23 protein-coding genes are annotated in these 22,682 nt (G+C 65.5%); 18 read left to right on the forward strand and 5 right to left on the reverse strand.

Translation table 11 applies throughout. The features are described from left to right. Positions 1–67: 67 nt before the first annotated feature. On the forward strand, positions 68–952 hold the full coding sequence (gene rpoH / locus AC6LKD_RS02515; RefSeq protein ID WP_173144569.1) for an RNA polymerase sigma factor RpoH: 885 nt from the start codon (positions 68–70) through the stop codon (positions 950–952). Positions 953–1,288: 336 nt separating this feature from the next. Here rpoH and cpdA read toward each other — a convergent pair whose 3' ends face one another. Beyond that, positions 1,289–2,128, reverse strand: coding sequence for a 3',5'-cyclic-AMP phosphodiesterase (gene cpdA / locus AC6LKD_RS02520; RefSeq protein WP_492275782.1), 840 nt, complete (start codon positions 2,126–2,128; stop codon positions 1,289–1,291). Between the two features lie 186 nt (positions 2,129–2,314). Here cpdA and AC6LKD_RS02525 point away from each other — a divergent pair, with 186 nt between their 5' ends. Continuing rightward, the gene (locus tag AC6LKD_RS02525) at positions 2,315–5,053 is read left to right on the forward strand and encodes a cation:proton antiporter (RefSeq protein ID WP_498114959.1); all 2,739 of its coding nucleotides are present in this window, start codon (positions 2,315–2,317) and stop codon (positions 5,051–5,053) included. A 42-nt stretch (positions 5,054–5,095) separates the two neighbouring features. Here the strand turns inward: AC6LKD_RS02525 and AC6LKD_RS02530 are convergent, their stop codons facing one another. Then, positions 5,096–5,908: an NUDIX hydrolase gene (locus tag AC6LKD_RS02530; protein WP_498114960.1), complete on the reverse strand. Its 813-nt coding sequence runs from the start codon at positions 5,906–5,908 to the stop codon at positions 5,096–5,098. Between the two features lie 289 nt (positions 5,909–6,197). Between AC6LKD_RS02530 and coxB the strand changes: the two genes are divergently transcribed. The 5 genes from coxB (at position 6,198) to AC6LKD_RS02555 (ending at position 10,372) form a co-directional block, all read left to right on the forward strand. Then, positions 6,198–7,355 (forward strand): cytochrome c oxidase subunit II, encoded by a 1,158-nt coding sequence (coxB, locus tag AC6LKD_RS02535; protein WP_041652075.1) that lies wholly within the window; start codon positions 6,198–6,200, stop codon positions 7,353–7,355. Between the two features lie 104 nt (positions 7,356–7,459). Continuing rightward, positions 7,460–9,067, forward strand: a complete 1,608-nt coding sequence (gene ctaD / locus AC6LKD_RS02540; RefSeq protein ID WP_173144564.1) for a cytochrome c oxidase subunit I — start codon at positions 7,460–7,462, stop codon at positions 9,065–9,067. Positions 9,068–9,098: 31 nt separating this feature from the next. Beyond that, the gene (locus AC6LKD_RS02545; protein ID WP_013390977.1) at positions 9,099–9,224 is read left to right on the forward strand and encodes a cytochrome oxidase small assembly protein; all 126 of its coding nucleotides are present in this window, start codon (positions 9,099–9,101) and stop codon (positions 9,222–9,224) included. 9 nt (positions 9,225–9,233) lie between these two features. Then, complete coding sequence (locus AC6LKD_RS02550) at positions 9,234–9,458, forward strand: DUF2970 domain-containing protein (RefSeq protein WP_013390978.1); 225 nt, start codon at positions 9,234–9,236, stop codon at positions 9,456–9,458. A 38-nt stretch (positions 9,459–9,496) separates the two neighbouring features. Further along, positions 9,497–10,372, forward strand: coding sequence for a cytochrome c oxidase subunit 3 (locus AC6LKD_RS02555; protein WP_013390979.1), 876 nt, complete (start codon positions 9,497–9,499; stop codon positions 10,370–10,372). Between the two features lie 104 nt (positions 10,373–10,476). Here AC6LKD_RS02555 and AC6LKD_RS02560 read toward each other — a convergent pair whose 3' ends face one another. Beyond that, positions 10,477–10,677: a twin transmembrane helix small protein gene (locus tag AC6LKD_RS02560; RefSeq protein ID WP_006224570.1), complete on the reverse strand. Its 201-nt coding sequence runs from the start codon at positions 10,675–10,677 to the stop codon at positions 10,477–10,479. A gap of 39 nt (positions 10,678–10,716) precedes the next feature. Here AC6LKD_RS02560 and AC6LKD_RS02565 point away from each other — a divergent pair, with 39 nt between their 5' ends. The 5 genes from AC6LKD_RS02565 to AC6LKD_RS02585 all read left to right on the forward strand — a co-directional run bounded on the left by AC6LKD_RS02565 (position 10,717) and on the right by AC6LKD_RS02585 (position 14,919). After that, on the forward strand, positions 10,717–11,523 hold the full coding sequence (locus tag AC6LKD_RS02565; RefSeq protein ID WP_013390980.1) for an SURF1 family protein: 807 nt from the start codon (positions 10,717–10,719) through the stop codon (positions 11,521–11,523). Between the two features lie 93 nt (positions 11,524–11,616). After that, the gene (locus AC6LKD_RS02570; RefSeq protein ID WP_492275953.1) at positions 11,617–12,198 is read left to right on the forward strand and encodes an SCO family protein; all 582 of its coding nucleotides are present in this window, start codon (positions 11,617–11,619) and stop codon (positions 12,196–12,198) included. 156 nt (positions 12,199–12,354) lie between these two features. Beyond that, positions 12,355–13,389, forward strand: a complete 1,035-nt coding sequence (locus tag AC6LKD_RS02575; RefSeq protein WP_492275954.1) for a COX15/CtaA family protein — start codon at positions 12,355–12,357, stop codon at positions 13,387–13,389. Positions 13,390–13,402: 13 nt separating this feature from the next. Continuing rightward, a complete protein-coding gene (cyoE, locus tag AC6LKD_RS02580) occupies positions 13,403–14,296 on the forward strand; it encodes a heme o synthase (RefSeq protein ID WP_013390983.1) in 894 nt (297 codons plus the stop codon). A gap of 17 nt (positions 14,297–14,313) precedes the next feature. Continuing rightward, positions 14,314–14,919, forward strand: coding sequence for an SCO family protein (locus tag AC6LKD_RS02585; RefSeq protein WP_492275785.1), 606 nt, complete (start codon positions 14,314–14,316; stop codon positions 14,917–14,919). 32 nt (positions 14,920–14,951) lie between these two features. Here the strand turns inward: AC6LKD_RS02585 and AC6LKD_RS02590 are convergent, their stop codons facing one another. Next, positions 14,952–15,170: a DUF3717 domain-containing protein gene (locus AC6LKD_RS02590; protein WP_498114961.1), complete on the reverse strand. Its 219-nt coding sequence runs from the start codon at positions 15,168–15,170 to the stop codon at positions 14,952–14,954. 131 nt (positions 15,171–15,301) lie between these two features. On the opposite strand from AC6LKD_RS02590, the gene AC6LKD_RS02595 reads away from it, so the two are divergent. From AC6LKD_RS02595 to AC6LKD_RS02620, 6 genes are all read left to right on the forward strand, one after another. Then, positions 15,302–15,967, forward strand: coding sequence for a glycine zipper 2TM domain-containing protein (locus AC6LKD_RS02595; RefSeq protein WP_492275787.1), 666 nt, complete (start codon positions 15,302–15,304; stop codon positions 15,965–15,967). A 44-nt stretch (positions 15,968–16,011) separates the two neighbouring features. Beyond that, complete coding sequence (locus AC6LKD_RS02600; RefSeq protein ID WP_498114962.1) at positions 16,012–16,782, forward strand: PhaM family polyhydroxyalkanoate granule multifunctional regulatory protein; 771 nt, start codon at positions 16,012–16,014, stop codon at positions 16,780–16,782. Positions 16,783–16,857: 75 nt separating this feature from the next. Next, positions 16,858–18,231: a bifunctional UDP-N-acetylglucosamine diphosphorylase/glucosamine-1-phosphate N-acetyltransferase GlmU gene (glmU, locus tag AC6LKD_RS02605; RefSeq protein WP_498114963.1), complete on the forward strand. Its 1,374-nt coding sequence runs from the start codon at positions 16,858–16,860 to the stop codon at positions 18,229–18,231. Further along, a complete protein-coding gene (locus tag AC6LKD_RS02610; protein WP_498114964.1) occupies positions 18,204–19,616 on the forward strand; it encodes an MFS transporter in 1,413 nt (470 codons plus the stop codon). The genes glmU and AC6LKD_RS02610 overlap by 28 nt, the downstream gene beginning before the upstream one ends. Before the next feature lie 127 nt (positions 19,617–19,743). Beyond that, the gene (locus AC6LKD_RS02615) at positions 19,744–21,066 is read left to right on the forward strand and encodes a UDP-glucose dehydrogenase family protein (RefSeq protein ID WP_492275791.1); all 1,323 of its coding nucleotides are present in this window, start codon (positions 19,744–19,746) and stop codon (positions 21,064–21,066) included. Beyond that, positions 21,063–22,121, forward strand: a complete 1,059-nt coding sequence (locus tag AC6LKD_RS02620; protein ID WP_492275792.1) for a glycosyltransferase family 4 protein — start codon at positions 21,063–21,065, stop codon at positions 22,119–22,121. The genes AC6LKD_RS02615 and AC6LKD_RS02620 overlap by 4 nt, the downstream gene beginning before the upstream one ends. A gap of 12 nt (positions 22,122–22,133) precedes the next feature. On the opposite strand, the gene AC6LKD_RS02625 is transcribed toward AC6LKD_RS02620, so the two are convergent. Further along, positions 22,134–22,622: an Lrp/AsnC family transcriptional regulator gene (locus AC6LKD_RS02625; protein WP_492275793.1), complete on the reverse strand. Its 489-nt coding sequence runs from the start codon at positions 22,620–22,622 to the stop codon at positions 22,134–22,136. Between the last annotated feature and the right edge of the window lie 60 nt (positions 22,623–22,682).

The following is a 22,682-nucleotide window of genomic DNA, read 5'->3' on the forward strand; positions in this document are numbered from 1 at the left end:
CTCCCAATACTAGAGTGCTAACATCGAATCCATGTCGTTATCCCTTCGCCATCCGGAGACCCCCGCTATGAAGCAACCCAGTACCTCGTTGGCCGCTTCCGGCAACGCCCTGGCGTTGGCCATTGCCAATCCGGGCGCACTTGGCACGATCGACGCTTATATCTCCTCGGTCAACCGCCTGCCGGTCTTGTCCGCGGAACGTGAAACCGAGCTTGGCCGCCGCCTGCGCGACCAGGAAGACCTGGGCGCCGCGCGCGAACTGATTCTGTCGCACCTGCGCCTGGTGGTGTCGGTGGCCCGCCAGTACCTGGGCTACGGATTGCCGCATGCCGATCTCATCCAGGAAGGCAACGTCGGCCTGATGAAGGCCGTCAAGCGCTTCGACCCCGAGCGCGGCGTGCGCCTGGTGTCGTTCGCCGTGCACTGGATCAAGGCCGAAATCCACGAATACATCATCCGCAACTGGCGCCTGGTGAAGGTTGCGACCACCAAGGCCCAGCGTAAGCTGTTCTTCAATCTGCGCAGCATGCGTCCCGACGGCCAGACGTTGGATCCGGACCAGGTCGATCACATCGCGCGCGAATTGAACGTGCGCCGCGAGGACGTCAGCGAAATGGAAGTGCGCCTGTCCGGCCGCGACATGTCGCTGGAAAACCAGGACGACGACGATGACAGCTACGCGCCCATCGCCTACCTGTCCGACGAAGGCCGCCAGGAACCCACCCGGGTGCTGGAACGTGCCGCCCGCGACCAGTTGCAAAGCGCCGGCCTGACCGACGCGCTGCAAGCGCTGGACCCGCGTTCGCGCCGCATCGTTGAGGCCCGCTGGCTGCAGGATGACGGCGGCGCCACGCTGCACGAACTGGCGCAGGAGTTCGGCGTGTCGGCCGAGCGCATCCGCCAGATCGAGGCGGCTGCCCTGAAAAAGATGCGCGGCAATCTCGCGTCCTGAGCCTGCTTGAGCCACGCAAAGGGCCGCTGATCGCGGCCCTTTTGCTTTTCCGGCGGACCCGCGGCCGCGCATGAATAAATTGATACAAATTCGAGCGGAAATTTTGCGCGGCGCAAGAAACTTAATGAGGATCGCCCCGCCTAACTTCATGTAGACCGCGAACTTCGGTTAGCAGTCTTGTCATCCGTCTCGGCTTCTCCTCTTTCCCCTCCCCTATGAGACGGATGCTTGCGGGGCACCATGCATATCTGGTGCCCCGTTTTTTATGCGCGTCCGGTTTGGGATGGCGGGCTCGGCGTACGCCATGCGGTGCCGGCGCGAAAAAGGGCGACTTGCCTAGGCCGCCTGGGCGTTGTCGGCAGCCGCCTTGGCGCCATGCCACAGCGCGTCCTGCACGCGCCGCACGCCGGTGGCCATCGAACCGTCCTGGTACAGCTTGATCCAGCGATAGCCGGGCGCCATGTTGTCCACCACGTGCTTGCCATCGCGGATGCTGAACTGAAAGCAGGTCGACGGCGTGGCCAGCATGCGCAGGTTGTGGCGGCGACGGTCGAATTCGTGATGCACATGGCCCCACAGCAGCACGCGGACCTGCGGCCAGCGCGTCAGCAGTTTGAAGAGCGCCTGCGGGTTGTCGATCATCATCGAATCGTGCCAGTGGCTGTCGATCTGCATGGGATTGTGATGCATGGCGATCAGCGTGTGGCGGCCCGGCGTCTCGGCCAGCGCGGCTTCCAGCAGGTCGAGCTGGCTCGCGGGCAGATGGCCGGCGTTGGAGCCGGGCACGGTGGTGTCCAGCGCGACCACGCGCCAGGCGCCCACGTCGGTCACAGGAACCGACCATTGCGGCAGTTCCTGGCGCATCACGGCCGGCAGGTCATGGTTGCCCGGCAGGCAGCGGATGCTGGCCTGCGCCAGGGCGGGCGCCTCGGATAGAACGCGCGCCAGTCGGCGATAGGCCGCGGCCTCGCCGTCCTGGGACATGTCGCCGGTGGCCAGCAGCAGATCGGGATGCTTGCCGTCCGCTTCGATCTGGCGCAGTACCGCGCGCAGGCTGGCGTCCGTGTTGACGCCCAGCATCGAGGTTTCGGGCTCGCCGAACAGATGGCTGTCGGTCAGCTGGACCAGCATGGCGGGCGCGTCGTCGCGCCGGGTCAAGGAATGGATCCGGGCCAAGTGCCGCTCCTGCAAAGTTTTTGTGCGATTCCACATTACCCAAAAAACACGGCGCGACGCGTATCGCTTGTCCGCATTGGGGTAACGAAACGTGCATTCTCCACGATTCCAGACAGTTTCCGGCCCGATCGCGGGGGAAAAAGCCGCTATTCTTGTGGAACTTCACACAAGCTCCACCAACAGAACATGGATGTAGGTTTTCTCGTATTCGGCCTGGCAGGCTTGCTGACGCTGGTCTGTTTCATGCCGCCTTTGGCGGGCCGTCTCAAGCTGCCCTACTCGGTGCTGCTGGCCATCGTCGGCTGTCTGCTAGGCATCATCGTGCACGTGCATGGCTGGGCGCCCAGCTGGATCGGTGACTTCCTGGACTCGCTGGAACGCTTCGAGATCTCGTCCGAAACCTTCCTGATGGTGTTCCTGCCGGTGCTCTTGTTCGAGACCGCGCTGTCCATGAACGTGCGGCGCCTGATGGACGACATCGGCCCCATCCTCATGATGGCCATCGTGGCCGTGGTGGTCTGCACCGTGGTGGTCGGGCTGACGCTGGACGCCATCTCGCCCTACGGCCTGGTAGTCTGCCTGTTGCTGGGCGCCATCGTCGCCACCACCGACCCCGTGGCCGTGGTGGGTATCTTCCGCGAAGTGGGCGCGCCCAAGCGCCTGACTACCCTGGTCGAAGGCGAAAGCCTGTTCAACGACGCGGCCTCGATCGCCTTGTACTCGGTGCTGCTGGCCGTCCTGGGCGGCCACGGCGAACTCACTGCCAGCGGCATCTTCAACGACTTCATCGTGCACTTCATCGGCGGCGGCGTGGCCGGCTTCGCCATGGGCCGGCTGGCCTGCTTCCTGTTCGCCTGGCTGCGCGGCTTTCCCACCGCGGAAATCACGCTGACGCTGACACTGGCCTACCTGTCCTTCTTCATTTCCGAGCACTACCTGAACGTGTCGGGCGTGGTCGCCACCGTGATCGCCGGTCTGGTGGTCGGGTCCACCGGGCGCACGCGCATGTCACCCACCACCTTCGAGTACCTGTCCAGCGCCTGGGAGCAATTCGGGTTCTGGGCCAATTCGCTGATTTTCCTGTTCGCGGCCATGCTGATTCCCAAGCTGATGGCGGCCGCCGACTGGCAGGAACTGGCGCTGGTGGCGGTGGTGTTCGTGGCGACGCTGGTGGCGCGCGCCATCGTCGTCTTCGGGCTGCTGCCCTTGTTGGGGCTGACCCGGCTGGGAACCAAGGTCAGCAACCCCTATAAGGTCGTCATGCTGTGGGGCGGCCTGCGCGGCGCCGTGTCGCTGGCGCTGGCACTGGCCGTGACCGAGCAGACCGGGGTGGCCGAAGAGGCGCGGCAATTCATCGCGGTGGCCACCACCAGCTATGTGCTGCTGACCTTGTTCATCAACGGCATCAGCCTGCGCCCGCTGATCCGCATGTTGGGCCTGAACCAGCTGTCGCCGGTGGAACGCACCATCCGCAATCAGGCCCTGGCGGTGGCGCTGGAAGACCTGCAGGGCAAGACCGAAGAGGTCGCCAAGACCGAGCACATCGGCACCGAGGTCCGCGACCGCATCCGCGCCGTGTTCGATGCCAGCCTGACCAGCGTGCACGACGGCCAGGTCAGCCAGATGACCGACGACCAGCGCGTGTCGGTAGGCCTGGCCATCGTGGCCCAGCGCGAAGAGGAAATGTTCTTCGACATTCTGAAGGCGCAGATCGTGGACTGGCGCATGGCCGAAACCCTGCTGGCGCGGGCGGAAAGGCTGGAGGACGCGATCCGGCTGGGCGGCATCCCCGGCTTCGAGCGCGCCATTGTCGCCGACGTGCGCTATTCCACCGGTTTCCGCCTGGCCCTGCGCCTGCACTACCTGTTCGGCTTCCAGGGCTGGCTGGCGCGCGAACTGGGCCAGCGCTTCGCCAACCTGATGAGCAAGCGGTCGGTGGCGCAACGCCTGATCGCCTTCGCGCGCGAACAGATCACGCCGCTGCTGGGCGAGGAAGCCACGCAGCGCATCGTGTCCCTGCACCAGCGCCGCCTGGACCTGATCGAAAACGCCATGCAGGCCCTGAACCTGCAATACCCGTCCTACGCGCAGTGGCTGCAGGAAAGCTACCTGGGCCGCGTGGCCCGCGAAATGGAGCGCATCCGCTACCGCGACATGCTGGAGCAGTTCCTGATCAGCGGCGAGGTGTACGCGGACCTGATGGCGCAGTTGAAGAGTCGCTGGGCCCACATCGACAAGCATCCGCCGCTGGACATCGAAATGAGTGCGGCCGAACTGATCAAGCGCGTGCCGCTGTTCGAAGGCCTGTCCGCGGACTCTTTGCGCGCCATCAGCAAGCTGCTCAAGCCGCGCCTGGCGCTGCCGGACCAGCGTGTGCTGACCAAGGGCCGTCACGGCGAAGAGATGTGTTTCGTGGCCTCGGGCGCCGTGGCGGTGCATCTGCCCGACAACACCATGATCGAACTGGGCAGCGGCGAATTCTTCGGCGAACTCGGCCTGCTGGGCGAACAGCAGCTGATGCCGGAAGTGACGTCGCTGGGCTACAGCAAGCTGCTGATGCTGTCCTCGCGCGATTTCCACGCCCTGCTGGCGCGTGACGAGCATCTGCGCGAACGCATCCAGGTCGTGGCCAAGCAGCGCTTGCGCGCGATCGAAGTGTGGAAGCAGTTTTCGCAGGCCAATGCGGCGCCCGCCCCAGTCCCCGCGCCGGTGTCGGCGCCGACACCGGCCCAGGCCGCCGAGGCTGCGGAAGCGGCGGGCGCTGCGTCGGGCTCCGACGTGCTTGCGGCTCGCGAGGCGCGGGGCGCGGACGCGCCAGCCGCAAGCGACGTCCGGGACAACCCCGCGGATAGTCCCGCAGACAACCCGGTGGACAAGCCCGCGAATACCCCGCCTTTGGGCGAGCCGGGCATCGTTCCGCGCTAACGCTAGCCCCCGTGGATGCCCGCGCATCCGCGGGACGGGATGCTAGGCCGGGATTTCGCCTGCCGCGCGGCGCTGCATGATGTCTTCGATGATCACCAGCGCCGCTTCCAGCGTGAATTCGCCTTCCGCGATCTGACGCACGGCGGCGGCCGCGTCGATGGTGGCAATCTCCATTACCTCGCCATCCCGGTTGGCGGGACGGGCATCAGCCGCGAGCACGCAGGTGCTGGTCAGGACGTCTTCCACCTGATAGCCCTCGGGCAGGCGGCGATGGATGCGCAGGATGGTGCGCAGGGGAGAACGCCGCTGCAGGTCGGGCTCGTCCAGTCCCGCTTCTTCGCCGCATTCGCGCACCAGTGCCAGTTCCAGGTCTTCGCGGCTGCCGGCCAGGCCGCCGACCAGTGTGTCCCACATACCGGGATCGGTCGACTTGCTGAGTGCACGTCGCGCGACCCACAGGCGGCCATCCGGCGTCCAGGCATTCAGATGCACGGCCTTGGTAAGCAGGCCCAGCGGCCGCACCGCCGCGCGTTCGATCACTCCCAGCGCATCGTCGCCATCCAAAACATCCAGCAATTCGTCGCGCCAGCCGCGCAGGCAGTTGGCTTGGCGCAACAGTTGTGCGGCTTGTTCGAGCACGCTGTTCAGGTCTGCGCCGGGTTGCAGGTCCGCCCCGATGCGCAAGGTTTCACCGTCCGTCACGATGCCGGGCGCGTCGCGCAACGCGTCGCACGCCGCATGCGTGGCCCAGCCGCAGCGGCGCCCCGCTATATATAAAGCGCGCGCGCCTTCGGGGGCGGGCTCTTGCGCGCGGGCGCGCAGGTCGGCGTACAAGTCGGACAACTGCTTGGGCATCGTGGGACCGTGGTGATGATGTTGCCGACGATTTTATGCCACCCTGTTTTACGGCGCGCGGTCAAGGGGCGCGGCCAGATGGGGGCGGGGCCGATGAATTCAAGGGCGCTAACTTACATCTGTTTGCGCGTCCGCTATAATCCGGCAGTTTCTTTGTGATTTCGAGTGGGAACGACAGGGGCCGCTCTATCTCCCTGCCACGCCCTACCATCTAATAATTGCGCGTTGCCCGGTTCCGGCGACTTCCGCCACTAGCGAACGGACCTTCGCGCCGTGTTTCGAGGTAAGCATGAAGAAGTGGAGAGGGATACTGGGGGCTTGTGCGATGCTGATTGGCAGCGTGGCAGGTGCTCAGGTGCAAGACATGCCCGGCGGCCCGAAGGTCAATCAGCTCAACCTGCATGAAGGTGTCACGGCGATCTCGCGCGACATCATGTGGTTGCATTGGATGTTGCTCACGATCTGTATCGTGATCTTCATCGGCGTCTTCGGAGTGATGTTCTACTCCATCTGGGCGCACCGCAAATCCAGGGGCCACAAGGCCGCGACCTTCCATGAGCATCTGGGCGTGGAAGTTGCCTGGACCGTCATCCCGTTCATCATCGTCATCGCCATGGCGTTGCCCGCCACCAAGACGGTGGTCGCGATGAAAGACACCTCCAGCGCCGACCTCACCGTGAAGGTCACCGGCTATCAATGGAAGTGGGGCTACGAATACCTCGACGGCTCGGCCACCGGCATCAAGTTCCTCTCCACGCTGTCCACGCCGCGCGCGCAGATCGAGAACCGCGAGCCCAAGGGCGAGTTCTACCTGATGGAAGTGGACAACCACCTGGTCGTCCCCGCGAACAAGAAAGTCCGTATCGTGCTGACCGCGGCCGACGTCATCCACTCCTGGATGATTCCGGACTTCGGCGTGAAGCAGGACGCCATCCCCGGCTTCCTGCGCGATACCTGGTTCAACGCGGACAAGCCCGGTATCTACCGTGGCCAGTGCGCGGAACTGTGCGGCAAGGATCACGCATTCATGCCCATCGTCGTGGAAGTCATGGCGCAAGCCGACTACGATAAGTGGGTTGAAGACCAAAAGAAGAAGATGGCGGCAAACGCCGACGATCCCAATAAAGAGTGGACGGAAGCCGAACTGGTTGCCCGCGGCGAAAAGGTTTTCGCGGCGAATTGCGTGGCCTGTCACCAGGCCAACGGCAAGGGCATCCCGGGCAGTTTCCCCCCGCTCGACGGAGACAAGGTTGTTCTGGGCCCGAAGGCGGAACAGATCAACACCGTGCTGAAGGGCAAGCCCGGCACCGCGATGGCGGCATTCGGCGGGCAGCTCAACGATGTCGAGATCGCAGCGGTCATCAGCTATACGCGCCATGCCTGGAGCAATGCAGGCAAGGGGCAGGACCCGACGGTTCTACCGAAGGACGTGGCGGCTGCGCGCTGATTGCGCGCGCCTGGTCACACCCTCGCAGAACCGGTTCCGTTTAGTTAGAGATACCCTGCCGGCCCCGTGAATCGGGCCCGGCACTCAGCAGGAAGGAGTCCATCATGAGCAGCGTCACTGTAGACCACGTGTCGCCGGGCCACGGCCACGGTCACGATGACCACCACCACGCCATCCCCACCGGTTGGCGCCGCTGGCTTTTCGCCACGAACCACAAAGACATCGGGACGATGTATCTCATCTTCTCGTTCGTCATGCTGCTGGAAGGCGGCACGCTGGCACTGCTGCTGCGCACCGAGCTCTTCGAGCCGGGCCTGCAGTTCTTCCGCCCCGAACTCTTCAACCAGTTCACCACCATGCACGGCCTCGTCATGGTGTTCGGCGCGGTCATGCCGGCCTTCGTGGGCTTCGCCAACTGGATGATCCCGATGCAGATCGGCGCCTCCGACATGGCGTTCGCCCGCATGAACAACTTCAGCTTCTGGCTGCTGCCGGTGGCCGCGATCATGCTGACCGCGTCGTTCTTCGTGCCTGGCGGCGCCACCGCGGCCGGCTGGACGCTGTACGCACCCTTGTCGCTGCAGATGGGTCCGGGCATGGACCTGGCGATCTTCGCGCTGCACATCATGGGCGCTTCGTCCATCATGGGCGCGATCAACATCATCGTCACCATCCTGAACATGCGCGCGCCCGGCCTGACGCTGATGAAGATGCCGCTGTTCTGCTGGACCTGGCTGATCACCGCCTTCCTGCTGCTGGCCGTGATGCCGGTGCTGGCCGCCGCCATCACCATGGTGCTGACCGACCGCCATTTCGGCACGGGCTTCTTCAACGCCGCCGCCGGCGGTGACCCGGTCCTGTACCAGCACGTGTTCTGGTTCTTCGGGCACCCCGAGGTCTACATCATGATCTTGCCGGCGTTCGGCATCGTGTCGGCCATCGTGCCCGCGTTCGCCCGCAAGAAGCTGTTCGGCTACGCCTCCATGGTCTACGCCACCGCTTCGATCGCCGTGCTGTCCTTCATCGTGTGGGCGCACCACATGTTCACCACCGGCATGCCGGTGACGGGCCAGCTCTACTTCATGTACGCCACCATGCTCATCTCCATCCCCACCGGGGTGAAGGTGTTCAACTGGGTCGCCACCATGTGGCGCGGCTCCATGACGTTCGAGACGCCCATGCTGTTCTCGATCGGCTTCATCTTCGTGTTCACCATGGGCGGCTTTACCGGGCTGATCCTGTCGGTGGCTCCGATCGACATCCAGGTCCATGACACCTACTACGTGGTCGCGCACTTCCACTACGTGCTGGTGGCGGGCTCGCTGTTCGCCCTGTTCGCTGGCGCCTACTACTGGGTGCCCAAGTGGACGGGCCGCATGTACAGCGAAAAGCTGGGCAAGCTGCACTTCTGGTCGACGCTGATTTCGTTCAACGTCACCTTCTTCCCGATGCACTTCCTGGGCCTGGCAGGCATGCCGCGCCGCTATGCCGACTACGCCGGCCAGTTCACGACTTTCCACCAGATGGCGACCATAGGCGCGTTCTGGTTCGGCCTGTCGCAGCTGATCTTCCTGTGGGCGATGGTGCGTTGCTACCGCGGCAAGGGCGACGTCGCTTCGGCCAAGCCGTGGGAAGGCGCCGAAGGCCTGGAATGGACCGTGCCGTCGCCCGCGCCTTTCCACACCTTCGAAACCCCGCCCGAAGTGAAGTGAAGCAGCCTTTCATGTTCCAGGTAGCACAGCAATGACACCCGAGCAGCGCCGCCGCAACAAGATCGCAGGTCTGGTCCTGCTGGCTTTCGTCATCGCCGTGTTTGCCTGGACCGTGTTGCGCGGCTCGGCGCTGTTGTCCGGCGTCGCCGTTAGCTAGGCGCAGGCCATGAGCGACGACCTGCGCGAAACCTCCCAGCGCAAGCTGAGTTTCCTTCAGACCATGAAGGCGGTGGCGTGGGGGTTTTTCGGGGTGCGCAAGGGGGCGGGCCACCGGGAAGACGTCGCCAAGCTCAACCCGGTCCATGTGATCGTGGCGGGGCTGCTGGCAGCGGCCATCTTCGTTACTGTGCTGGTATTAATTGTGCGTTGGGCCGTTTCCAGCCTGACTTGAATCACTTAATTCTATAAATCTGTACCAGGGAGAAAGCCATGAGTGCAAGCCACTCGGTTCAAGGTAAAGAGGCACCGTACTACTTCGTGCCCGCCGATTCGGGTCATCCCGTGCGTACGGCCGTGGCGCTGCTGTTCATGGGCCTGAGCGCCGCGGCCTGGATCAACGGCGTCAGCTGGGCCAAATGGACCCTGCTGGGGGGCTTCATCGGCCTGATCGTGGTGTTGTACTACTGGTTTGGCGATGCCATCCACGAATCCGAGATCGGCCTGAACAGCAAGCGCATCGACGGTTCCTACCGTTGGGGCATGAGCTGGTTCATCTTCTCGGAAGTCATGTTCTTCGCGGCGTTCTTCGGCGCCCTCTGGTACACGCGCACCATCACCACGCCGTGGCTGGGCGACATGGATCACCGCCTGATGCTGTGGCCCGACTTCCAGGCCGTGTGGCCGAACTTCGGCCCTGCCGGCGTGGTCGAGCACTTCCAGACTGTCGGTCCCTTCTGGCTGCCCACCATCAACACCGCGCTGTTGCTGAGCTCCGGCGTCACGCTGACTATCGCCCACCACGCGTTGCGTGAGAACCATCGCGGCAAGACCATCTTCTGGCTGCTGGCCACGGTCGTGCTGGGCTTCCTCTTCGTGACCTGTCAGGCTTACGAATACCACCATGCCTATACCGAGCTGAACCTGAAGTTCAATTCGGGCGCCTACGGTTCGCTGTTCTACATGCTGACGGGCTTCCACGGCTTCCATGTGCTGCTGGGCGCCACCATGTTGACGGTCATCCTGGTCCGCCTGATCCGCGGCCATTTCACGGCCGATCATCACTTCGGTTTCGAAGGCGCCGCCTGGTACTGGCACTTCGTGGACGTGGTGTGGCTGGGCCTGTACCTGTTCGTGTACTGGTTCTGATCGGTACGCGGAACAAATGAAGCGCGCCAGTTCTTGTGTGAGAACTGGCGCGTTTTACTCATCTGCGATCGTCATGCATTTCCGGGAACCCGCGTCCCGGATGCCTATCTAAGGCCTGTGCTCTCGATCCAGCCCATGTGGTGGGCGAACAGCACGAACAGGAACAGGGCCACCGATAAGCCGATGCGTACCGTCAGCGCGTTGACCGTGCGGCTGGTGGTTCCCTTGTCCCGCATCAGGTAGACCAGGGCCGATGCCAGGCTGGCCAGAATCCCGATGAAGGCCAGGACGACGAAAACGCGCATGGTGGTCTCCGGACGAATCAGAGTAGTTAGTGTAGATATATGGCCCGACCGCATTCAACCCGATACACGGTAGCCGCCTTGCTGTTGCTGGGCGTCGCCGTGATCATCCTGGCATCGCTGGGGCAATGGCAATTGCGCCGTGGCGATGAGCGACGCGCCATTCTGGCCGCTATCGAAGCAGGCCGCAAGCAAGCGCCGCTGCCCTTGACCCCGGCTACCGACCCCGCCCAGATGACCGCCTGGCGTTCGGCCCAGGCCTCCGGGGTCTGGCTGCCGCAATTCAGTGTACTGCTGGACAACCGCAACCACGACGGCAAGCCCGGCTACTGGCTGGCCACGCCGCTGCTGCTGGACGCCGATGCGCGCCGCGCCGTGCTGGTGTTGCGCGGCTGGATTCCGCGCGTCATGGGGACCCAGGGGCAAGGCCCCGCGCAGCCGCCGCTGCCGGCCACGCCTGCGGGGCCGCAGACGGTGACGGGCGAGCTCTCGCCGCGCGTGCCGCGCCTGTTCGAGATCTGGACGCTGGGCGGGGCGGAACAGTCCGCCTTGCCGGCGTCGCTGCCGGCGGCGGATGGCGTCTTGCCCCAGGTGCAGAACCTGCCACTGGACGCATACGCCAAATCCACCGGCCTGGCCCTGCTGCCCACGGTGCTGTCGCAATCCGCCGGCAATGCGGACGATGGCCTGGTGCGGGACTGGCCGCAGCCGTCCGTGGACTTCCAGCAGAACACGTCCTATGCCGTACAGTGGTTTGCTTTTGCCTCGATTGCCGCCGTTGCATGGTTGGTGGTGCTGGGGGGCGCCGTCCGGCGTATGCGGCGCGCACAGAACGCGCCCGGGGCCTGACCGGGGCGCCAACTCTTAACCCGCAAGACGACGACAGGATACATAGTGGCTCGCGATCTTTCCTCTACCAAGCCCGCACGCAAGCGCTCCTTGATGCCGATGCTGCTGGTGTTCCTGTGCTCGCTGGCGCCTATCGTCGCGGCGATCGTGGTGTACATGAATCCGCAGTGGTGGCCCGATGAGTCCAGCAACTACGGCACGCTGCTCAGCCCGCAGCGGCCCATGCCCGTGGCCGAGGAATTGCGCCTGACGACGCTGGACGGCAAACCCTTCGATCTGCAGAGCTTGAAGGGCAAGTGGCTGCTGGTGGCCGCCGATGGCGGCGCTTGCCCGGAAAGCTGCGCCCGCAAGCTCTTCATCGCCCGCAACAGCCACGCCAGCCAGGGCAAGAACGTCGACCGGTTGGCGCGCGTCTGGTTCATCACCGACGATGCCCCGGTGCCGGATAAGGTGCTGGAGGCCTACAAAGGCACGGTCATGGTGCGCGTCAACCCCGACCAATTGGCGCGGTTCCTGCTGGCGCGCGATACCGCTGCGGGCCAGCCGGGGCTGGAGGCGCCGATCTGGGTGATCGACCCGCTGGGCAACCTGATGATGCAGTACCCTGCCGAAGCCGATGGCGTGAAGGTGCGCAAGGACATCAGCAAGCTGGTGTACAGCTCAAGAATAGGTTGATGGGCCCACCCCCGAAGCGCCTGTGGCGCTTGCCCCCTCAGGGGGGCGCCGCGCATGGACTGGCAAAGCCGGCTCCATGGCGGCCCGGACCGGGGCGCATAGTTTTATTGCGTCGTGCGCATTGTGCGCGGCGCCGCAGAGTGGATGTTTATGGAAATCGAACGCATCAAAGCGCGTTATCGCAAGCTGGTCTTCTTTACCTGGTTCCTGACGCTGGACCTGATCATGTTCGGCGCCTTCGTGCGGCTGACGGATTCGGGCCTGGGTTGTCCCGACTGGCCTGGCTGCTACGGCAGCGTGACGCCGCTGGGCGCGATGGGCGACATCCACGAAGCATCGCAGGCCATGCCGTTCGGCCCGGTCACGCTATCCAAGGCCTGGATCGAAATGATCCACCGCTATGTGGGCACCATCCTGGGCATGCTGATCATCGGCATCGTCTACATGGCGTGGCGCTACCGTAGCCAGCTGGGCCGCTCGCCCAGGTTGGCGGTCGTGACCCTGATCGCGGTCTGCGTGCAGGGCGCGTTCGGCGCCTGGACTGTGACGCACAAGCTGATGCCCGTGGTCGTGACCGCGCACCTGGTGTTCGGCCTGTCGGTGCTGGCGCTGATGACCTGGCTGTCCGCGCGCGAGCGCCCGCATCTGGCCATAGCCGCGGCGGCCGCGCGCTGGAAGCCCTGGGTGGCCGGGGGCTTTGCCCTGCTGCTGGTGCAAGTGACGCTGGGCGGCTGGGTCAGTACCAACTATGCCGCGCTGGCCTGCATGGATTTCCCCATGTGCCACGGGGCCTGGGTGCCGGAAATGGACTTCCATGGCGGCTATTCGATCATCCGCGCCCTGGGCGAGCTGCCGTCGGGTGAGATGATTTCCCAGCCGGCGCTGACCGCGATCCACTGGGTCCACCGCAACTTCGCCTTCGTGGTGTTCCTGTACCTGGGCATACTGGCCTGGCGCCTGCGCGCCGAGCCCGGCCTGCGCGGCCCGGCCACGCTGATGCTGGCGCTGCTGGGCGCGCAGTTGCTGACCGGCCTGACCACGATCTTTTTCCAGTGGCCGCTGTTGATCGCGGTGCTGCACAATGGAGGCGCCGCCGGCCTGACCCTGGCCGCGGTGGTTTTGATGGTGCGTTTGTCCACAGCTGGACGTGCGCCTGCCTGGGGCTACGGCCCCAATTCGGTGCGCGTTTAAAATAGGGCCCACTATGACCAGTATTGCCGCTCCTCAGCCCGGATTGTTCCGCCAGTATTTCGTCCTCACCAAGCCGCGCGTGACGCAGCTGGCGGTGTTTTGCGCCGTGATCGGCATGTTCCTGGCGGCGCCAGGCATTCCGGACATGCGCCGGGTGTTGTTCGGCACCCTGGGCATCTGGCTGCTGGCCGCGGCCGCCTTCGCCATCAATTGCCTGATCGAACAGGAAATCGATGCGCGCATGCTGCGCACCGCGCGCCGCGGCACGGCGCGCGGCACGATTTCGTCGTTCCAGGTGCTGAGCATGTCCGGCCTGCTGGGCGGCGCCGGCATGTTCGTGCTGTATCACATGGTCAACCCGCTGACCATGTGGCTGACCTTCGCCACCTTCGTGGGCTATGCGGTCATCTACACCGTCATCCTCAAGCCGCGCACGCCGCAGAACATTGTCATCGGCGGCCTGTCGGGCGCCATGCCCCCCGCCCTGGGCTGGGCCACCGTGGCGGACTCGGTGCCGGCCGAGGCCTGGATCCTGGTGCTGATCATCTTCATCTGGACGCCGCCGCACTTCTGGGCGCTGGCGCTCTACCGCAACCACGATTACGCCAAGTCTGGCCTGCCCATGCTGCCGGTGACGCACGGCAACCAGTTCACGCGCCTGCACATCCTGTTGTATAGCGTGGCGCTGGTTGCCACCACGCTGCTGCCTTACGCCATCCGCATGAGCGGCGAACTCTACCTGCTGTCGGCGCTGGTGCTGGGCGGCATGTTCGTGTCCTACGCCTGGCGGCTGTATCGGGCCTACAGCGACGAGCTGGCGCGCAGCATGTTCCGTTTTTCCATACTCTACCTGGCGCTGCTGTTCGGCGCCCTGCTGGTGGACCACTGGGTCGGCCTGCTGCGCTGACCCCCTGGAGGTTGTTGATGTCCGTGTTTTCCGCCAGCCGCCGGCTGGTCCTGCGCGTGAGCGCTGCCGCCGCTTTCACCGTTGCCCTGGCCGCCTGCGGCGACAACGCGCCCGTGTTCAAGGGCAGCGACATCAGCGGCACCCAATTGGGCCGCGGCATGGAGCTGGTCGATTACAACGGCAAGACGCGCCAGTTGAGCGATTTCGCCGGCAAGGTGGTGGTCGTATTCTTCGGCTTCACGCAGTGTCCGGACGTGTGCCCGACCTCGCTCGCCGAACTGACCGAAGTCATGAAGAAGCTGGGCCCGGACGCCGATCGCGTCCAGGTGCTGCTGATCACGGTGGACCCCGAGCGCGACACGCCTGACGTCCTCAAGCAGTACGTCACCGCCTTCGATCCGCGCTTTCTCGGGCTGACCGGCACGCCCGACCAGGTCAAGAAGGCTGCAGCGTCCTTCAAGGCCTATTACGCCAAGGCGCCCACCAAGGACGGCAGTTACACCATGGACCACACGGCCGCGTTCTACCTGCTGGACGGCAAGGGCGAATCGCGCGTGCTGGCCAATAACAACATCGGGGTGGAAGCCCTGACGCAGGACATCAAGGCCCTGCTCAAGGGCTGATCAGGCAGGGGCCGCCCAGGCAACGGCCAGGCTTACTTGCCGGCCGCAGCCCAGCCTGCCAGCGCGGCACGGGCTTTGTCGCTCAGTTCGGCGGCAGGGATCTCGCGCCGGTGCGCCATGATCATCAGCGCGTAGGGCGTGGCCAGCGCGGCAGCCTCGGGGCACAGGCGGGATTCTTCGCCCACTGACGGCGAAATATTGCGCCAGTAGTTGATGGCCTGTTCGAGCTGGGGCAGGGTGATGGGATCCATCCGGCTATTGTCCACGAATGGGCAACGCTGTCCACCAGCGCAGATCCTGCAAAGAAGCGTCACCATCGCAACACGCCGAAACCGCGCCAGGGTGCTATACCACTGCCGGTTAGTAACGATGGAGCATCGTCATGAATACTTCCGCCAAAATTGAATCCGCGCGCCGCGCCATCCATCCTTTGGTTGCCGCGGCCGCGATCGCGGTCATCGTCATGTGTACGGTGGGCGTGGCCGCCGTGATGGGCTGGTTGCCCTCGCCTTCGGCCAATCCGCATGCGGACGAGCCGGTGGCCGAGGCCGGCCCGGAAGGCGCCAACCTGGCGCCCGCGCCACAGGCCGCCGTGCCACCCGCGCCAGCCCAGCAAGGTGCCCAGGCGTCCGCCGCGCCGCGTTCCCAGGCTCAGACCCAGGCGCCAGCACCTGCCCAGCGTCCCGCGCCGCAAGCCTGCGCGAGCTGCGGCGTGGTGGAATCGGTCCGACAAGTGCAGGTACCCGTCAAGGACAATAGCGATCACCTCATCGGCACCATCGGCGGCGGCGTGGTCGGGGGCGTCGTGGGCAACCAGTTCGGTGGTGGCAGCGGCAAGACGGCACTGACCGTGCTGGGCGCGGTGGGCGGCGCTTTGGCAGGCCGTGAAGTTGAGCGTAATATCAGACAGCAACAAACGGTGACGCACTATGAACTCACGGTGCGCATGAACGACGGCAGCACGCGCCAATTCCGCAGCGCGCAGCCGTTCGCCTTTGCGTCCGGCGATCATGTGCGCGTGGAGAACAATCAGCTGCTGCGCGGATGATCCCGCCTGCCGGCGACCATCATCTGTCTTAGGGGAGACCAGGAATGAGCGACCAACACACCAACCCGTTCGTTCTGCCCGGCATGGGCCAGCATTCCGACCTGTCGGGCAACCCGCTACTGGCCAGCATGGAAATGATGCGCCAGGCCTGGGCGGGCCTGACCGGACCCGGAGGCCTGGCCAGCAGCCTGCCCATGGCTCCCCCGATGAACCTGGAAGACCTGGATCGCCGGATCGCGGAATTGCGTTCCGTCGAAAACTGGCTGCGCATGAACCTGTCCATGCTGTCCAGCACGATCCAGGGCATGGAAGTCCAGCGTTCCACCATCAGCACGCTGCGCGCCTTCGTGGACAGTGCCTCCAACCTGGATATGGGCGCCTTCAAGGACAGCGGCGCGGCTTCGCCGCTGGAAGTGGTGCTGGGCCTGAAGCCCGGGCCTAAATCCGCGGCCAAGGCGGCAGCAGCAGGCCCTGCCGCCGAAGGCGGCAAGACCAAAGGCGGAGATGCCGCAGAACAGCAGCAACCAGCGGCCGCGCCGGGCATGAGCGAGCAGATGGGCGCCGCGGCGCAATCGGCTTCCAAGGCCTGGTGGGATCTGCTGCAGCAGCAGTTCAACCAGATCGCCGCCGCCACCGCGGCCTCCATGCCGGCGGCGCCTGCCGCTTCCGGCGCCGATGCCGCGGCCAAGGCCGAGCCCAAGGCTGGCGAGTCCAAAGCCGCAGCCGCGCCCGCAGCCAAGGCGTCCAAACCCGCGGCGCGCAAGTCTGCGGCGCCTCGCAAGGCCGCCAAGAAAACCGGACCGGACGCCAGCTAGCGGCGGTCCTCTCTTTAAATCGTCGGGCGAGACGGCCGCAAGGCCTCTCGGTCGCCACTCAACATACTGGAACCTATGCTTAACGTAGTAATTCTTGCCGCCGGACTGGGTAAACGCATGCAGTCCGATCTCCCCAAAGTGCTGCACACGCTGGCTGGCAAACCGATGCTGGGCCACGTGCTGGACAGCGCCCGCCAACTGAAGCCGGCGCGCATCATCGTCGTGGTCGGCCATGGCGCGGACCGCGTCAAGCAGGCTTACGCAGGCCAGGACGACCTGCATTTCGTGCTGCAGCAGCCGCAGCAAGGCACCGGCCATGCCGTGCAGCAAGCGGTGCCGCTGCTGCTCGAAGGCGATGGCAAGGATGACGTGACCCTGGTGCTGTACGGCGATGTGCCGCTGGTGCAGCCTGAAACCCTGCAGCGCCTGCTGGAAGCGCGCGGCGCCGGCGCAGCCGTGCTGACCGAGGTGCTGGCGGATTCCACCGGCTACGGCCGCATCGTGCGCGACGCCAGTGGCAACGTGTGCCGCATCGTCGAACACAAGGACGCCTCGGACGCCGAGCGCGAGATCCGTGAAGTGAACACCGGCATCCTCACGGCACCGACCGCGCAACTGAAGGACTGGCTGTCCCGCATCGACAACAACAACGCCCAGGGCGAGTACTACCTGACCGATGTGGTCGGCCTGGCGGTGGTCGACGGCGTGCCGGTGGGCGCGGCCCAGCCGGGCGCATCCTGGGAAACGCTGGGCGTGAACAGCCGCGTGCAGCAAGCCGAACTGGAGCGCCGCTGGCAGGCCGAGCAGGCCCGCCGCCAACTGGAAGCCGGCGTTACGCTGGCCGACCCGGCGCGCTTTGACGTGCGCGGCTCGCTCACCTGCGGACGCGACGTGTTCATCGACGTGGGCTGCGTCTTCGAAGGCCAGGTGTCGCTGGCCGATGGCGTGCGCGTGGGCCCGCATTGCGTGCTGCGCGACGTCAGCGTCGGCCCGGGTACGCATATCGAGGCCTACAGCCATCTGCAGCAGGCGCAGGTCGGCCGCGATGCGCGCGTCGGTCCCTACGCGCGCCTGCGTCCCGGCGCCGAACTGGGCGACCGCAGCCATGTCGGCAACTTCGTCGAGATCAAGAAGAGCGTGCTGGGCGCGGACAGCAAGGCCAACCACCTGGCCTACATCGGCGACGCCGACATTGGCGCCCGCGTGAACGTGGGCGCGGGCACCATCACCTGCAACTATGACGGCGTGAACAAGCATCGCACCGTCATCGAGGACGACGCCTTCATCGGCTCCGACACGCAGCTGGTGGCGCCGGTACGCGTCGGCCGCGGCGCCACGCTGGGCGCGGGCACCACCCTGACCCGCGATGCGCCGGCCGAGAAACTGACGGTGTCGCGCGCCAAGCAGGTCACCGTCGACGGATGGCAGCGCCCGGTCAAGAAGTCGTGACGGGGCAGAGCGAGCAGGTGCCGGCAAGCGGCGCCAAGCCCGCCCCGCCCGACGGTCTGCCCACGCCGCGCCGCTATTGGGCGGCGGCCACAGTGATGACAGGCATCAGCCTGTCGGTCCTGGACACCACCATCGCCAACGTGGCCTTGCCCACGATCGCCGTCGACCTCAACGCGTCGCCGGCCCAGGCAGTCTGGATCGTGAACGCCTACAACCTGGCGGTGGTGATGATGCTGCTGCCCTTGTCGGCGCTGGCCGAGCGCATCGGCTTTCGCCGCATGTTCACCTTCGGCCTGATGCTGTTCACCCTGGCCTCGCTGGGCTGCGCCCTGGCCGGCACGCTCTGGCAGTTGACGGCGGCGCGCGTGTTCCAGGGCATAGGCGCGGCTTCGCTCATGTGCATGTTCGGCGGGCTGGTGCGCAACATCTATCCGCTCAAGCTGCTGGGACGCGGGATCAGCATCAACGCCACCACGGTGGCCATCATGTCGGTGCTGGGGCCGACCATAGGCTCGGCCATCCTGTCGGTGGCGCCCTGGCCCTGGATCTTCGCCGTCAACCTGCCGATCTGCGCGCTGGCGATGCTGGGCTTGCGCCATCTGCCGGAAGTGCCGCGCAACGACGTGAAGCTGGACTGGATCAGCGCCCTGCTGTGCATGCTGACCCTGGGGGTCTTCATTTCGGGCGTGGACATGATGGGCATGGACCTGCTGCGCGGCATCGGCCTGGTGGCGATCGCCACGGTCATCGGCTTCGTGCTGGTGCGCCGCGTCGGCAAGCAGCCGGCGCCGCTGGTGCCCGTCGACCTGCTGCGCATCCGCCCGCTGGCCTTCGCGGTGGGCGCCTCGGCCTGCACCTTTGCGGCGCAAATGGCGTCCTATGTGTCCCTGCCGTTCTATTTCCAGCAGGTGCTGGGCCGGCCCTATCTGGAAGTAGGCATGCTGATGGGCGCCTGGCCCGTGGGCACCGCCATCATCGCTCCGCTGGCGGGCAGGCTGTCCGACCGCTATTCGGCCGCCACGCTCAGCGGCATAGGCGCGGCCGCGATGGTGGTCGGCATGCTGTGGCTGGCGGCGCTGCCGGCCACGGTCTCGAACTGGCCCATCGTGGCCGGCATGTTCGTGGCGGGAATGGGCTTCGGCTTCTTCCAGACGCCCAACAACCGCGCCTTGCTGTCGGCCGCGCCCCGCTCGCGCAGCGGCGCGGCGGGCGGCCTGCAGGCCACCACCCGGGTATTCGGCCAGAGCTTCGGCACGGCGCTGGTCGCGATCGCGTTCAGCGTCAGCCTGGCGCATGGCCCCGGCTTGGCCCTGGTGCTGGGCACCATCTGCGCCGGGTTGGCGGTGGTGGTCAATACGGTCCGCTTCAGCAAGCTGCGGACCTAGGGCGGTCCCCCAGGGACCGCCTTTGCGGCGCCGACGGGCTCGGGCCCTCGGCCGCTTCTATAATGGCGACCGGCGCCGGGTTTCAGTCACCCGGCGCAACGATTACCTATTTTGAAGGCGTTCAGGCATGAAGATCACGGTCGTGGGTACCGGTTACGTGGGGTTGGTGTCGGGGGCGTGCCTGGCCGACATGGGCAACGACGTCATGTGTCTGGACGTGGACGCGGCGAAGATCGCCCTGCTGCGCCAGGGCGGCATCCCCATCTACGAACCGGGCCTCGAAGACCTGGTGCGCCGCAATGTGCAGGCCGGCCGGCTGCATTTCACCGATGACGTCGCGCAAAGCGTCGCCTTCGGCGACGTGCAGTTCATCGCCGTGGGCACCCCGCCCGGCGAAGACGGCTCCGCCGACCTGAAGTACGTGCTGGCCGCCGCCCAGAACATTGCGCGCCACATGACGGCGCGCAAGCTGATCGTGGACAAGTCCACCGTTCCCGTCGGCACGGCCGACAAGGTGCGGGACGTGGTGACGCGCGAATTGGCCGCGCGCGGCGTGGATATCCCCTTCAGCGTGGCGTCCAATCCCGAATTCCTGAAGGAAGGCGCCGCCATCAACGATTTCATGAGCCCGGACCGGGTCGTGGTCGGCGCGGACGACGACTACACCATCGGTGTCATGCGCCGCATCTACGAGCCCTTCCAGCGCACCCATGACCGCCTGATGGTGATGGACGTGCGCTCGGCCGAGCTGACCAAATACGCCGCCAACGCCATGCTGGCCACGCGCATTTCCTTCATGAACGAAATGGCGAACCTGGCCGAAGCGCTGGGCGCGGACATCGAACAAGTGCGCCGCGGCATCGGCGCCGATCCGCGCATCGGTTATCACTTCCTGTATCCCGGCGCGGGCTACGGCGGTTCCTGCTTCCCCAAGGACGTGCAGGCATTGGTCAACACCGCCGCCGAGAACGCCCTGCCCATGCGCGTCATCGAGGCCGCCGAGGCCGCGAATCACGCGCAGAAATTCCGCCTGTCCGAAAAAGTGGTCGCACGTTTTGGCGAAGACCTGACGGGCCGCAAGATTGCGCTGTGGGGCCTGTCCTTCAAGCCCAATACCGACGACATGCGCGAAGCGCCCAGCCTGACCGTCATCGCCGAACTGACGCGCCGTGGCGCCGAAGTGCGCGCGTACGACCCCGTCGCCATGCACGAAGCCGGCCGGGTGCTGGCCGGCAAGCCCGGCATCAGCTTCGCCAGCGACATGTACGACGCGCTGGACGGCGCCGATGCGCTTCTGATCGCGACCGAATGGAAGGTCTTCCGCGCGCCCGACTTCGACCGCGTCAAGGCCCTGCTCAAGACGCCGCTCATCATCGACGGCCGCAACCTCTACACGCCCGCCGACGTGCGCGGCCTGGGCTTCGAATATTCGGGCATCGGCCGCGCATGAAAATCCTGCAGCTGAACTTCGAGAAGGGCTGGCGCGGCGGCGAACGGCAGACGCTGTATTGCATGCGCGCGTTCCGCAAGGCCGGCCACGACGTCGAAGTGATGTGCCGCGAAGGCGCGCCCTTGGCCGAGCGCGCGCGCCAGGAGGGCTTCGTGGCCCACACCTGCCGCAACGTACCCGGGCAGCTGGCCTTTCTGGCCGGCGCCGGCCGCTACGACATCGTCCACGCCCAGACCGCCAACACCATTACCTGGGCGGTGTTGACCAAATGGCTGCACCGCCGTCCGGTGGTCTTTTCCCGCCGCACGTCCTTCGTGGTCAAGCCCGGCGACGAATGGAAGACCGGCTTCAAATGGCGTCACGCGGACTTGTTCGTGGCGATCAGCGAGATGGCCGCCGGCGAGCCGCGCCGCCTGGGGATCGAACCCGTCATCATCCGCAGCGCCGTCGAGCCGCACCAGATCAACGCTGAAAACGTCGCCAATCTGGTGCGCGAATTCGACCTGACCGGCAAGAAGGTCATGGCGACGTCCGCCGCGCTGATCCGCGACAAGGATCCGGTCACCCTGGTGCGCGCCGTGGGCGAACTGGCCAAGACGCGCCGCGACTTCGTATTCCTGCACTTTGGCGCGGGCGGCGACCGCGAGCAGCAGGCCAAGGATGAAGCGCGCAAGCTCGGCATCGAGGACGTCTATCGCTTTGCGGGCTTTCGCAAGGGCGTGGAAGATTTCTACAGCATCCTAGACGTATTCGTCATGAGCTCCGAGGAAGAGGCCCTGGGCAGCAGCGTGCTGGACGCCTTCCTGCAACGCGTGCCGGTGGTGTCCACCGACGCCGGCGGCCTGAAGGAAAGCCTGGCCGACGGGCGCGGCGTGCTGTGCGCCGTGGGCGATTTCCAGGCCATGGCCCAAGGCATGGCGCGCTGTCTGGACGACGCGGCCTTCCGCCAGGAAGTCACCGAACGCGCCTACGAATACGTGCGCAACGAGCACGACGTGCAGAAAATGGGCAACCGCTACCTGGCGCAATTCGAGCGCCTGATCGCCCGCCGCTGACCCTCGCGCGCGTCAGGCCCGCACGTCGATCCGGGTCTCGAACTTGGCGCGATGCACCGAGAAGAACGTGCGCACATTGCGCACGTTGGCCTGCGCGGTGAAGGCCCGGTGCACCAGCGCGTGATAGGCCGGCATGTCCTTCACCTGCGCGATCACCACGAAATCCGGCCCGGGCGACACCCGGTAGCACTGCAGCACGGCGGGTTCGGCCAGGATGCTCTGCTCGAACGCGTCCAGGCTTTCCGCCGCCTGCACGTCCAGCGTGATCTCGACGATGGCGGTCAGCGTGCTGCCCAGCTTTTCCGCCGCCAGGATCGCCACCTGCCTGTCTATCACCCCTTCATCGACCAGTCGCCGCACCCGTCGCAGGCAGGTTGGGGGCGAGGCATGCACCCGCTGCGCGAGGTCCTGATTGGTCAGCGAGCTGTCTTGTTGTAACTGTTCAAGAATGCGCCGGTCCAGATCATCCAGCTCTGGCAGGGAAATCTGTGCGTTTTGCATTGTTAATTTCAAAAATATGGCTTGGAAGAAATATTATTTAATCACATTCATGTAAGGGAA

Source organism: Achromobacter sp. D7-1, from assembly GCF_059760445.1.